Origin of the sequence: Burkholderia sp. Ac-20345, assembly GCF_017104825.1 — a bacterium.
GTDB lineage: Bacteria > Pseudomonadota > Gammaproteobacteria > Burkholderiales > Burkholderiaceae > Burkholderia > Burkholderia lata_B.
The window spans coordinates 21,746-33,725 of record NZ_JAAGPO010000024.1; the positions used below are offsets into that span (position 1 = coordinate 21,746).

Here is an 11,980-nt window from a genome sequence, read left to right on the forward strand (position 1 = left end):
TGTGCAACTGGAGTCAGTCGTGAGTTCTCAAGTCGTCATCGTCGGCGGTGGTGTGATCGGCAGCTCGATCGCCTATTTCCTGCGCGCCACCGATCCCACGGTATCCGTGACCGTCATCGAGCGCGACCCCACCTATGCGCGATCGTCGTCGGCGTTGTCGGCCGCGTCGATTCGCCAGCAGTTCTCGACGCCGCTGTCGATCGAGATGTCGCTGTTCGGTATCGACTTCCTGCGCACGATCGGCGAACGCCTGGAAGTGGACGGCCATCAGCCGTCGATCGACCTGCACGAAGGCGGCTACCTGTTCCTCGCGACGCCGGCCGGCGACGCGACGCTGCGCGAGAACCATGCGCTGCAGACGAGCCTCGGCGCGGATATCCGGCTGATGGATCGCGATGCGCTGCGCGCGAAGTTTCCGTGGCTGAACGTCGACGATCTCGTGTCGGGCGCGTATGGCGTGAGCGGCGAAGGCTGGTTCGACGGCTACGGGCTCGTGCAGGCGCTGCGCAAGAAGGCGCAGGCGCTGGGTGCGCGCTATGTGCCGTCCGATGTGAAGGAGGTGGTGCGCGACGGCCGCAAGGTGACGCAGGTGGTCACGGCCGATGGCGAACGCTATGCGTGCGACACGCTCGTCAACGCGGCAGGGGCGTGGACGCGCACGCTGTCGTCGCTGATGGGCATCGACATCCCGGTGTATGCGCGGCGCCGCAGCATCTTCAACGTGTCGTCGCCGGCGAAGCTCACGGATTGCCCGCTGCTGATCGATCCGACGGGGGTGTATTTCCGGCCGGAAGGGCGCACGTATATCTGCGGGACGTCGCCGAGCCCGGACCGCGACCCGGACGACCTGCCGCTCGACGAAGTCGACCACGACCTGTTCGACGAGGTGATCTGGCCGACGCTCGCGAATCGCGTGCCGGAATTCGAGGCGCTGCGGGTGGAGAACTGCTGGTCCGGGTACTACGAGTACAACGTGTTCGACCACAACGCGATCATCGGGTATCACCCGGAACTCGACAACGTCGTGTTCGCGAACGGCTACAGCGGCCACGGGCTGCAGCAAGGGCCGGCGACGGGGCGCGGGGTCAGTGAACTCATTCTGGGCGGGCGTTATGACACGCTCGACCTGTCGACGCTCGGCTGGGCGCGCGTGCTGGAAAACCGGCCGATCGTCGAAAAGAACGTCGTGTAGCGCGGCGTAACCCGCCCGGTGTGGTGGGCGGGATTCTCCTTGTGTCTCACCTCATTGGCCCGACTGTGTCGGGCTTTTTTTGTTGCGCGTGCAATTGCGCGTGTCAGCCGACACCGTAGATCGCGTCGCGCAGATCGAGCGTGTACGGGCCGTTCATCCCTTCGTAGAGCGTGTTCGACAGCGACACGACGGTGAGCCCGCGTGCGCGGTCGACGAACCACGAATGACCGTAGACACCGCCCCAGCGCCACGTGCCCGGGGACTCCGACGACAGCGCCGCGCGCGGGTCGCGCAACACGGAAAACCCGATCCCGTAACCCGCACCGGGCAGGTCGGGCAACTCGAGGTTGCCGGTGTGGACGCGGCCCATCTCGTCGACCAGGTCGGCCGGCAATACCGTGCCGCCGCCTGCCCGCAGCGTGTCCAGCACGTTCAGTACGTCGCCGGCGGTGCCGACCATCCCGGCGCCGCCCGATGCGAATGCATCGGCATTGAGCGCGCGCGACGGCGAGTACGTCACGCCGACGGTGCCTTCGAAGATGGGCACGGTTTCGTTTTCGGCGAGCCGGTGCGGCTGCGGCGTGTCGTTGACGTAAGGCGTCGCGAGCCGCGCGGAATCGCGTGCGACGAATCCCGTGTCGCGCGTGCCGAGCGGGCGGAGCACGAGCGTATCGACCGCATCGGCAAGCGGCAGCCCGCTGGCGGCCTCGATCACCGCGCCGACCACGTCGATCGAGAGCGAATAGTTCCAGCCGGTGCCGGGCGCGTACTGCAACGGCACGCTCGCGATCCTGCGCATGTTTTCGGCGAGCGTGATCGATGCCCCATCGAGCCCGTCGGAGACGCCCGCGCGCGCATATGCGCAGGTCGCGTCGGCTTCCGCGAAGCGATAGCCGAGGCCGGCGGTATGCGTGAGCAGGTGGCGCACCTTGATCACCGGCACGCTGCCGTCACGCAGCGCCGGACGGAACTCGGGCAGCCAGCGCGTGACGTCGTCGTCGAGCGACAGCTTGTGCTGTGCGACGAGCGCCATGGCGGCCGCCGAGACGATCGGCTTCGTCACCGACGCGAGCCTGAACAGCGTGTCCTCGCGCATCGGCGTGCGTGCTTCGCGGTCGGCGAACCCGGCCGCGCGGCGATAGACGAGTTCACCGTCGCGTGCGACCAGGACGACCACGCCGACGAGGCGTTGCGTGTCGAGCTGGCGGGACAGGACCGCATCGATGCGCTCGGCGAGCGCGGGATCGGTAGACGGCTGCAGTGACGAAGCGGAAGAGGAGGTCATCGAAGGTTCCGTCGTGAAGAGTCTGGTCGACATGTTATGGGCTGCGTGCCGCACGCGTCGTTAACCCTTACACGGAACAGGGCTACGTGCGCCCCACTGGCCGGCGCTGACGCGCATCGAACCGGATTGCGGACAAAATATGCCCCAATCGGCCGGCGGCGTTCGTTAGAATCTGCTTTCGTCGAGGAAATGACGCAGTTGCATTGGTGCAGAGCAGTATCGAGTCGCAGGCGCTGCGCGCCCGGATTCCATCGTTCATCTTTCACCGGAGGCGAGCATGCCAGGATTACTTCCCGATGTTGACCGCGAGGGGCTCCTCGAATATTCGGTGGTGTACACCGATCGCTCGGTCAACCATATGTCGCAGCGCTTTCAGGGCGTCATGCGCGACATCTCCGGCACGCTGAAGAAAGTCTACAACGCGAAGTCCGTCGTGATCGTCCCCGGCAGCGGGACGTTCGGCATGGAAGCCGTCGCGCGGCAGTTTGCAACGAACAAGAAGTGCCTCGTCATCCGCAACGGCTGGTTCAGCTTCCGCTGGTCGCAGATTTTCGACATGGGCAGCATTCCGTCCGAAACGACGGTGCTGAAGGCGCGCCCGGTCGAAGCAGGAAGGCAGGCCGCGTATGCGCCGGCCCCGATCGACGAAGTGGTCGCCGCGATCAAGGAACACAAGCCGGATCTGGTCTTTGCGCCGCACGTCGAAACCGCGTCCGGGATGATGTTGCCCGATGGGTATCTGCGCGCGGTGGCCGACGCCGTGCATGCGGTCGGCGGCATGTTCGTGCTGGATTGCATCGCGTCCGGCACGGTGTGGGTCGACATGCAGGCCAGCGGCGTCGATATCCTGATCAGCGCGCCGCAGAAGGGCTGGAGCGCGTCGCCGTGCTGCGCGATGGTCATGCTCAGCGAGCTTGCCCGCGAACGCATCGATGGCACGACCAGCACCAGCTTCGCGTGCGATCTGCGCAAGTGGTTGCAGATCATGGAGGCCTATGAGGGCGGCGGGTTCGCGTACCACGCGACGATGCCCACGGACAGCCTCACGACGCTGCGCGACGTGATGAAGGAAACCGAGGCGTACGGCTTCGACAAGGTGAAGGCGGAGCAACTCGAGCTCGGCGAGCGTATTCGTGCGTTGCTGGCTGAAAAGGGATTCCGGAGTGTCGCGGCGGAAGGGTTCGAGGCGCCGGGTGTCGTGGTCAGCTATACGGACGACGACGGGATTCGAACCGGGAAGAAGTTTGCAGACGTTGGTTTGCAGATCGCGGCCGGCGTTCCGTTGCAGTGCGACGAGCCGGAGGATTTCAAGACGTTCCGGCTTGGGTTGTTCGGTCTCGACAAGCTGCATGATGTCGATGGGGCGGTTGCGCGGTTTGCGGACGCGCTGGAGCGGATTCTCTAGGTCGACCGCGCGAAGCCCCGGAGCTGAGGATGAGCGCCGCGTCGTGCGCCAATGGCGCCCGGGGACTACACGCTAGCCGCGCTCGCTTACGAATACGGGGTTCCCCTGTCGAGCGACAAGCGCGCAATCTATCCCGCAGAAGAGCGCGCTCAGCCGGCGCGCATTCCGTAACAAACAGTTGTGCAGAGAGGGGACGGGGAGCATGCGACACCGCTTGCGCTCCCCGTCCCCGGTGATACTCGCTACTCGGTCCGGCAGGCCGCGCGGAGCCGCACGACAACCGCCACGATCCGCGTCCAGGCAGTCGCTCTAAGTCGCCTTTTTTACGGCCGGACACTTCTGACGCCTGGGGCCCATCGCCGAGCAATTAACCGATGTTTTCTCCTTGAGGAATCTGGCCAAGAATGCCATCGTCAATGCTCTTGACCTTCTTGGGATCAAAGTAGAAATTATCGAATGTGGCTTGGTCCGGAATCAAGCGCTTCACGCCATTGGTCACCAACCAAATCGATGAAGACGACTTTGCGCCTCGATAGAGTCCGGCTTCGTTGGTCAGCGGAATGCTGGCAGGGATTTGGTCGATCAGATAATCGCTTTGCTTGACGCCGCTCCAGGACGGGAACAAATTGTCGTATGTAATCGAATCCGGAATCGCCTGGCGTAAACCATTGATAACGAGGTAGATGACAGGGCTGATGCTTGATTTGACGCGTTGTCCGTCGTATTGAAACGGATTGCTGCCGACCAAGCCTTCTTTTGCTTCCTTTTCGGAGACGGTGACGACGTCTTTTTCGGAGTATGCGACTTGCGTGCTCATGTTTATCTCCAGCTTTCTATTGGTTGATTGGTAACCCAATTAAAGAATGAAAACAACCGGCCTTGTCATGATTGGGCTGCCGATTGACTCAAGGTGAATCGATTCGGCAGCTTGATTCTATATGTGTGCTATCCGAACGCAAGATGAGAATCGTCATATATTAATTCTCTTTTATTCATTTGTTATTAATATTCCTGGTTGGTTGTAATAATTTACATTCCTGGTGTAATTATTTCGTTTTGGTAATCTATTGGACAAATTGTGTAGAATGCAGTGCATTCATCGATTAAGGGGTGAATCAGGTTTTTGTAACCTGTGGGACGAGCACGATGTCCGACCTCGACACGCTGCCCGTTCCATGATGGTGGGCAGGTATGCCCCCGGGCCTGCCGCGTCGCCAGCTTCATTGCCTGGTTCGACGCACGCGCTCGGGTTTTGTGTTCGCTGTACCCGTGCGCCGCGAGATCGATCTCCATCGACACGGCCAACCTGAAGGGTTCGCATGGAATACGTTGTTCGACAGGAAGTCCCGTCGGTATCCGACTACATCGACATTCGTCTTGCCGCGGGGTTGAGCAGGAAGTCGGAGCGGGCCGCGGCGATCGGGTTGAGGAATGGCCTGTTCAGCGTCGTGGCTTACGGCGATGGCGCCCCGGTCGGAATTGGCCGGGTCATCGGCGACGGCGGCTGTTTCTTCGAGATCGTGGATATCGCGGTATTGCCGGCGCACCAGAAGAAGGGCTTGGGCGACCTGATCATGCGCGCACTCATGCGCTACGTTCACGAAAATGCGCCGCCGACCGCCTATGTCAGCCTGATGGCGGATCACGGCACACCGAAGTTCTACGAGCGCTACGGTTTTCAACCTTCGGTATTGCCCGAGAAGGCGGGGATGTTTCTGCGCATCACGTAACGTTGAGGCGTCGTATTCCCTGTCGCGGTGCGGCGGCCCGGCGTACGCCGGTGCGCCCGCGCTAATTCACGCATTCCGGCACCACAGGGTCGTTGCTGCCGGTATAGACGAATCCGTCTGAGATCCATTGATTCGAGTCGAGTCGATACCAAAGCCGTGTGGCGCCCCAGTTGCCATTCACGGAGTCGCCGTACTTGTGGCAAGCGAGCTGCACGGTGCGCCCATTCTCGAGCGAACCGACGATCGGCGCCGACAATGAAGGCGCGCTGCGCAGATTCGCCTGACCCGGTGCCTGTACACGCGCGCTGACGGGCGTGGACGGATCGCCGGAATCCGCGCTCCCGTAGTTGACCAGCCATGCCTGCGGGGAGACGCGTCGCTGATTGCGAACCGCGTATCCGGAATACGGCGAGGTGCCCTCGAAGAATTGCCAGCCGCCGATCGTCATGCCATTGACGGACACGTCATTGCCATCCTTGCTCAATGAAAAGTGAACATGCGGCCCCGTCGTTTGTCCGCCGCATGGCAGGCCGTTTCCGACGCTGCCGAGATATTCCCCCTGACGGACACGCGTACCGCTGTTCAGCGACGTCAGCTGGACCATGTGGTAATAAGTCGTCGTATAGCCATTGTCGTGAACCACCTTCACGATGGCGCTGCCGTCGCGCTCGCAGCTCTTGTAAAGATAGCCGTCTCGCGCCGCCAGCACGCGGCCGTTGCCACCTGAGAAATCGAGGGAGTTATACGGCCTGCTTTGTCCGGACCAGCCGTGTGCACCGCCCGTCCAATACCACCCGGCATTCGGTTCCCACGGCAACGCAAGGCCCGGTTGCGGCAATGCAGCCGACCGCGGTGCAAGCGATGCGCGTTTCGACGCCAGATTTTTCCGCTCGTCGGCCGCGAGCAGCGTGGGTGGCGCCGCATCGAGCAATTCTGCAAACTTGCTGCTGCCTTCCACACCTGAGATCCATCGGCCATTCACGTTGCGCGCAATGAACAGCTTCGTGACGGGATCGGCGGATTCATCTTCGCGCAGGATTTGCGTCGCAGTGCCAAATACCCATCCGGAAACGTCGTCGGTTTTTATTGCCTCGACCAGGTTGTCGTCCGACCGGGCCGGCAGCGTCAACGTCCTGCCCGATCGGGATTCAAGCGCCTGCCCGATCGAGCGTTGCAACGACGTCTCGATTGGCGCCGCATGAGCGATTTCGGCAAGGCTGGCTGCAATCAGCAGGATTCCAATGAAGTATTGAATCGAATTCGATGCAGAACGATCTAATAAATTGCGCATAGTTAAATGCACCACTGAGAGGATTTTCAAGAAGTTCACGACGGCGCCAGCAAGCCTACATCATTCGCCATTCATTGCAAGGAAAATGGAATATATCTTGATGCGTTTTTAAATTGGCTGATTCAGATGAAATTGTTGATGCGATAGTTTCAAAGTTATTTGACTACTCGGGAAACCAGAGTCGATTGATCTGGAATCACCGTGCGGGGGCGACACTCAAATCTGAAGTGCAACACTCTCGCCATCCATCAATGTTCGCGAATGGCAAAGAGAACGTACCAACAACCGCAACCTGAAGAGCGCATGTGAAATCCCGACGTCGACGAATCCGCGATCCATATACGCGAGGCGCAAGCCGCTGGGCATCCCCGCAGGTTCGTACCGAGGGGCGATGGGACAATCTTTCCGGCCTTAGAAGCAAGGTCGCTGACACGCACGCGCGACGCAGCATTGCGGCGGGCCAACCGGACCGATTCCAAGGCTCAATGCGTCGTGAAATTCGGCCCGGTCACTGGCCAGTGCACATTCACCGGCGATTCGGACGAAACGCCGACCGATTGCGATTGCGGCGAGTATCCGCTTGCGTCTGCCGAGCAGGGCGCATCAAGTGACCCGGAAGTATCGGTCAAGCGTATCGATGCGAGCGATAATCGACGCGCAGGCGCTTTCCTCGGAAATTTCTATTTGAACCAGCGCGTGCTCGACCAGGAGGTGTTTTATGTCGACGTCGGTTCTTCGCAGCCTGCAGAAAAACGTTGAGTCACGGGCGACGAAAGCCGTATTTTTGCCGTGGTTCGCAGGCATCCTTCGAACCACGGCATACAGGCGTTTCGTGCGCTACCGTGTCAAGCAGTACAAGACGTCAGGACACCCTTCCTCGTTCCTGCTTCCGTCGCTGTACGCAATCGCAACGAACCCATGCCGCTCATAAAACGCAGCGGCATCGCGATTCATCTGGAACGTATAGAGCTGGAGCCTGCCGACCGTCTGCGACTTCACCGATTCCAGGAGGGAGGAACCAATCCCTCGTCGCTTGAATTCGGGGCACACATACAACTGGTCAAGCCAGGCCACGCCATCCGTGACAACGTGTGCGGCCATACCGACGATGCGCTGATCGTTCACGGCAACGGTAACGTTGCCCGACGGCACAAGTATGTTGGCAACCCAATCGCGGACGGCGGATTCGGCGTGCGCGAGCGGCGCATAGGAGGCCAGCGTATTGCGCGACTGTAGATAGACTTCGGCCACCTCTGCGGCATCGGCCGCAATCGCGCGACGCAAGATCAAGGGCATGTATCTCCCGCTCCGAAATCTTCAAAAGGTGCACAACGATAGCAGCACGGAATCGAACTTCCAAGATTGCGCAGACTGCGCTGAAATTGGCGAGATTCGAAGATCAACGCACGTACCGAGTCTGCGGTACAGCGAATCAGCAGCGAGATCTCGTTACCGATTCGCAGCTTCATTCCGGGATTCCCGGGACTCGACATTCCCGTATCATCTGTCCGACTCGCCGGGATCGCACGAACTGGCGATTCCGCACAAACGAGAGGACGAGCGATGAAGGGCGAAGGGCGCGGCCACGGTAAAGCGATCGGGCAGAACGCGGCGGCAGATCCGAAGCGGGCCGGTATCGCACCCGTCGCAAAGAGCACCGACCCGCACGACTACCAGCATGCACCCGGTATCGCGGCCGTCATGCCGAAAGCATTCCCCGACGGCTTCGTCGTCGCAGAGCACCGTCACCCGCGGGCACAACTCGTCTACACCACGACGGGCATCGCCGAAGTCATCGCCTGCCAGTCGCTCTGGATGATTCCGCCGCATCGCGCACTCTGGATTCCGCCCGACCTGCCGCACGCAATGCGCGCCCACGGGCAGCTCGAAATGCGCACCGCTTATGTCGACCCGCAAGCGTACCGATCGGCAACCCCGAATCAGCCAAGCCTGGTCAACGTTTCGCCGCTGCTGCGCGAGTTGATCGTGCGCGCGTCGTCTTTCCCGGTCGAAGTCAGTCCCGACGGACGCGACGATCTCGTCATCCAGCTCATGCTGGCCGAAATCGAATGGTCCGCCGAGCAACCCTTGCGGCTGCCGTCCGGCCAGGACCGGCGTCTTGCCCGAGTCTGCGACGCGATGCTGGCGAATCCGGCCGATCAGCGAACGCTGACGGAATGGGCCCATGAAGTCGGCGCATCGAGCCGGACACTGGCCCGGCTGTTCGCCGCTGAAACCGGCCTGTCGTTCAGCCAGTGGCGCCAGCAGGCCCGGATTTCGGCTGCGCGTCCGCTGCTGGCGTCGGGACGCTCGGTGATCGCCGTCGCGGCCGAACTCGGCTACGAAACCACGAGTGCCTTCTCGACCGTGTTTCGCCGGTTTTCCGGCATGACGCCCAGCGCTTACGCCAAACTGTCCGATTCCGCGTAGCAAACGTCTTTCCAGCACATGCCGGGCGTGGCGCGTGCCCTTATCGTGTCGGTCATCGAACCCACTGACCGAACGAGGCAAGCCGACATGACGCGACACGACATCGAATTCCTGTCCGAAGCCGCCACGCTGCGTGGCTGGTACTACGAGCCGGCGCGGCGCATCGCCGATACGCCGACGTATCCGGCCATCGTGATGGCGCACGGCTTCTCCGGCGTGAAGGAACAATATCTGGACCGTTACGCCGAGGTGTTCGCCGCCAGCGGCTTTGGCGTGCTGCTCTACGATCACCGGAATTTCGGCGCGAGCGACGGGTACCCGCGTCAGGAGATCGACCCCGTGCAACAGAAGCGCGGCTATCGCGATGCGATCAGCTATCTGCTCACACGCCCGGACGTCGACGCCGAACGCATCGGCATCTGGGGCTCGAGCTACAGCGGCGGCCACGTGCTCGAAGTCGCGGTGATCGACCGGCGTGTCAAATGCGTGGTGTCGCAGGTGCCGACGATCAGCGGGTATCAGTCGGCGTTGCGCCGTACGCGCTCCGATCTGGTGCCGGCGATGCTGGCCCGCTTCGACGAAGATCGCAGGCAGCGATTCGCGGGCGGTCCGCCGGCGATGTTGCCGGCAGTCAGTGTCGATCCCGTGGTGGCCTGTGCGATGGCCGGTGCGGAAGCGTACCGGTTCTTCACGGAGTCGGCGGCGCAGTTCGCGCCGAACTGGAAAAACGAAGTGACGCTGCGCAGCGCAGAGATGTTGCGCGAGAACGAGCCGGGCCAGTATGTCGAACGCATCTCGCCCACCCCGTTACTGATGATCGTGGCCGACCAGGACCTGGTGACGCCAACCGACCTGTGCCTCAAGGCGTGGGGAAACGCGCTGGAGCCGAAGCGGCTGCTCATGATCAAGGGCGGACATTTCACACCGTATATCGAGCACTTCGACGCAACCAGTCAGGCGGCGGCGGAATGGTTCAGGTTGCATCTGTCCGGTGTGCGTTGATCGGGCATGTTGACGCGTTGGCGGTGTTCTCCGCTTGTATGAAAGTCGCCACCGGTTTTGAAGGTGACTGCGTTTGCCTCGCAAGTGGAAAGGTGATGCGCGACCGCGTCGGTCCGACAGCCTGAAGCGACGCTGGCATACGACACGCGGAGCCGCGCGGTTACACCGGCCGGCTCACGGGCGATGTGTCACCACTTGGCCGCACGCAACCGCGACCGATGCCTCGTTATATGGAGTAATAGCTGTAATTTGGCCTGAAATTTTCTGTCCGGCGACTCGGGCTAGACTGGTCTCGCCTTGATACCCCCCCAAGGTGTTGTTGTGTTCTCGGCTTGGCCCGCGCTTTCCGGTGCGGGCCAATTTTTCGGGCGGGCGCCACTGGTGGCCGAACGATCGCCGACCGGATGCACATTGGAGGAAACGTAGCGTGTCAGCACGCCCGACAGTCCGCGATACCGCCTCGCTCGTGCGGATCGCCGCGTTGAGCGCGGCGGCGGCCGCGACGATGTCCACCATGCCGCCTGCGTTCGCGCAAGCCAGCGAGCCCGTGACCAGCAGCGTATTCGTGCACCGGTCATACGACACGGGCAATAGCGCGATCAACGAAAACTTCCAGTACATCGCGCATCCGCCGATACAGCCGGTTGCCGCGAGCGCGCCTCCGGTCACGCGTGGCGCGCACCGTGGCCGACGTGGACAAACGGGCACCACGAATTCGGCAGGTGCAACGGGCGGTGGAGCGAACAACGGGTCGAACAGCGCGGCAATGCCTTTGCCGACCATGCCGGCGGACGGGTCATCCGGCGCGCCCGTTTCGCAGTAGCGGTACTTTCCGAATCCTTTCGGACAAACCTGTCGATTGACGATCCGCCGCAACACCGTGCGCGATTGCCGGTTATCGCCAGGATCATGATGACGTCAGGTAGCACGGTGTGACCGCTCGATGAGGGGTGAGCGGGATGTCTCCTTGTATCTCGCTCGTTGGCCCGACTGTGTCGGGCTTTTTTTGTTGGGTCGCGCACGGGTGTGCCGGCGACGGCTACGTGTGGCAACATCGCGGTGATTTGCACAATCCATCCGGGGGCCGGCAGACCCATCTATCCGAGGGGGAGTCATGTTTGACCATGTCAAATTCGGCGTGAGCGACTTTGCAGCCAGCAAGGCGTTTTTCCTGAGCGCACTTGAACCGCTTGGCGTCGTGGTGCAGGGGGAGGGCGAGCCTTCGTACGGCATAGAGATTTCTCCGCCGGGCAAGCCTTCGTTGTGCCTGTTCCAGACGGCGGAGAAACCGGCGCATCTTCACATCGCGTTCGTGGCCGATAGCCGGCAGCAAGTCGAGGCGTTCTATCACGCGGCGCTGGAGGCAGGCGGGAAAGACAATGGCGCGCCGGGGCTGCGGCCGCATTACCACGCGAATTACTACGCGGCGTTTGTCATCGGGCCGGATGGACACAATATCGAGGTGGTTTGTCATCAGGCGGAGGGGTGATCTGCGCAAGCGTGTGGAACGCGGCCATCAATGGGGCGTCCATCTCGCGCACTGAAGAACCCGCGCTATCTCGCGAACCGCGTCGACGGGCTCCATATCCGCGCATGGCCCGCCGCAACCGTTCATTCGACAGACGCGGCCGGATCATCGACAATT

General features: G+C 61.9%; 12 protein-coding genes. 7 read left to right on the plus strand and 5 right to left on the minus strand.

Annotation, left to right across the window (positions count from 1 at the left end; genetic code table 11):
- Window positions 1–19 precede the first annotated feature (19 nt).
- Window positions 20–1,192, plus strand: coding sequence for an FAD-binding oxidoreductase (locus G3O06_RS11750; protein WP_205816122.1), 1,173 nt, complete (start codon window positions 20–22; stop codon window positions 1,190–1,192).
- Window positions 1,193–1,295: 103 nt separating this feature from the next.
- Here G3O06_RS11750 and G3O06_RS11755 read toward each other — a convergent pair whose 3' ends face one another.
- Window positions 1,296–2,477, minus strand: coding sequence for a serine hydrolase domain-containing protein (locus tag G3O06_RS11755; protein ID WP_205816123.1), 1,182 nt, complete (start codon window positions 2,475–2,477; stop codon window positions 1,296–1,298).
- Window positions 2,478–2,754: 277 nt separating this feature from the next.
- Between G3O06_RS11755 and G3O06_RS11760 the strand changes: the two genes are divergently transcribed.
- Window positions 2,755–3,882, plus strand: coding sequence for an aminotransferase class V-fold PLP-dependent enzyme (locus tag G3O06_RS11760; RefSeq protein WP_174970487.1), 1,128 nt, complete (start codon window positions 2,755–2,757; stop codon window positions 3,880–3,882).
- Between the two features lie 367 nt (window positions 3,883–4,249).
- On the opposite strand, the gene G3O06_RS11765 is transcribed toward G3O06_RS11760, so the two are convergent.
- The gene (locus G3O06_RS11765) at window positions 4,250–4,699 is read right to left on the minus strand and encodes a hypothetical protein (RefSeq protein WP_174979356.1); all 450 of its coding nucleotides are present in this window, start codon (window positions 4,697–4,699) and stop codon (window positions 4,250–4,252) included.
- A 502-nt stretch (window positions 4,700–5,201) separates the two neighbouring features.
- Between G3O06_RS11765 and G3O06_RS11770 the strand changes: the two genes are divergently transcribed.
- Window positions 5,202–5,612 (plus strand): GNAT family N-acetyltransferase, encoded by a 411-nt coding sequence (locus G3O06_RS11770; protein WP_174970490.1) that lies wholly within the window; start codon window positions 5,202–5,204, stop codon window positions 5,610–5,612.
- Between the two features lie 61 nt (window positions 5,613–5,673).
- Here G3O06_RS11770 and G3O06_RS11775 read toward each other — a convergent pair whose 3' ends face one another.
- On the minus strand, window positions 5,674–6,903 hold the full coding sequence (locus tag G3O06_RS11775) for a peptidoglycan DD-metalloendopeptidase family protein (RefSeq protein ID WP_205816156.1): 1,230 nt from the start codon (window positions 6,901–6,903) through the stop codon (window positions 5,674–5,676).
- A gap of 492 nt (window positions 6,904–7,395) precedes the next feature.
- Between G3O06_RS11775 and G3O06_RS11780 the strand changes: the two genes are divergently transcribed.
- Window positions 7,396–7,662 (plus strand): NucA/NucB deoxyribonuclease domain-containing protein, encoded by a 267-nt coding sequence (locus tag G3O06_RS11780; RefSeq protein WP_346779508.1) that lies wholly within the window; start codon window positions 7,396–7,398, stop codon window positions 7,660–7,662.
- Window positions 7,663–7,740: 78 nt separating this feature from the next.
- Here the strand turns inward: G3O06_RS11780 and G3O06_RS11785 are convergent, their stop codons facing one another.
- A complete protein-coding gene (locus G3O06_RS11785; RefSeq protein WP_205816124.1) occupies window positions 7,741–8,199 on the minus strand; it encodes a GNAT family N-acetyltransferase in 459 nt (152 codons plus the stop codon).
- Window positions 8,200–8,466: 267 nt separating this feature from the next.
- Here G3O06_RS11785 and G3O06_RS11790 point away from each other — a divergent pair, with 267 nt between their 5' ends.
- A complete protein-coding gene (locus G3O06_RS11790; RefSeq protein WP_205816125.1) occupies window positions 8,467–9,333 on the plus strand; it encodes a helix-turn-helix transcriptional regulator in 867 nt (288 codons plus the stop codon).
- 87 nt (window positions 9,334–9,420) lie between these two features.
- Entirely contained in the window at window positions 9,421–10,335 is a 915-nt protein-coding gene (locus tag G3O06_RS11795; RefSeq protein WP_205816157.1) for an alpha/beta hydrolase, read from the plus strand.
- Window positions 10,336–10,509: 174 nt separating this feature from the next.
- On the opposite strand, the gene G3O06_RS11800 is transcribed toward G3O06_RS11795, so the two are convergent.
- Complete coding sequence (locus G3O06_RS11800) at window positions 10,510–11,211, minus strand: hypothetical protein (protein ID WP_205816126.1); 702 nt, start codon at window positions 11,209–11,211, stop codon at window positions 10,510–10,512.
- 238 nt (window positions 11,212–11,449) lie between these two features.
- Here G3O06_RS11800 and G3O06_RS11805 point away from each other — a divergent pair, with 238 nt between their 5' ends.
- On the plus strand, window positions 11,450–11,824 hold the full coding sequence (locus G3O06_RS11805; protein ID WP_205816127.1) for a VOC family protein: 375 nt from the start codon (window positions 11,450–11,452) through the stop codon (window positions 11,822–11,824).
- Window positions 11,825–11,980: the final 156 nt, after the last annotated feature.

What these genes read in the sequence shown, in the direction of transcription:
- G3O06_RS11770 (WP_174970490.1), top strand. Translation starts at nt 5,202, where the DNA reads ATGGAATACGTTGTTCGACAGGAAGTCCCGTCGGTATCCGACTACATC.
- G3O06_RS11765 (WP_174979356.1), bottom strand. Translation starts at nt 4,699, where the DNA reads ATGAGCACGCAAGTCGCATACTCCGAAAAAGACGTCGTCACCGTCTCC.
- G3O06_RS11795 (WP_205816157.1), top strand. Translation starts at nt 9,421, where the DNA reads ATGACGCGACACGACATCGAATTCCTGTCCGAAGCCGCCACGCTGCGT.
- G3O06_RS11760 (WP_174970487.1), top strand. Translation starts at nt 2,755, where the DNA reads ATGCCAGGATTACTTCCCGATGTTGACCGCGAGGGGCTCCTCGAATAT.
- G3O06_RS11755 (WP_205816123.1), bottom strand. Translation starts at nt 2,477, where the DNA reads ATGACCTCCTCTTCCGCTTCGTCACTGCAGCCGTCTACCGATCCCGCG.
- G3O06_RS11775 (WP_205816156.1), bottom strand. Translation starts at nt 6,903, where the DNA reads ATGCGCAATTTATTAGATCGTTCTGCATCGAATTCGATTCAATACTTC.
- G3O06_RS11785 (WP_205816124.1), bottom strand. Translation starts at nt 8,199, where the DNA reads ATGCCCTTGATCTTGCGTCGCGCGATTGCGGCCGATGCCGCAGAGGTG.
- G3O06_RS11790 (WP_205816125.1), top strand. Translation starts at nt 8,467, where the DNA reads ATGAAGGGCGAAGGGCGCGGCCACGGTAAAGCGATCGGGCAGAACGCG.
- G3O06_RS11805 (WP_205816127.1), top strand. Translation starts at nt 11,450, where the DNA reads ATGTTTGACCATGTCAAATTCGGCGTGAGCGACTTTGCAGCCAGCAAG.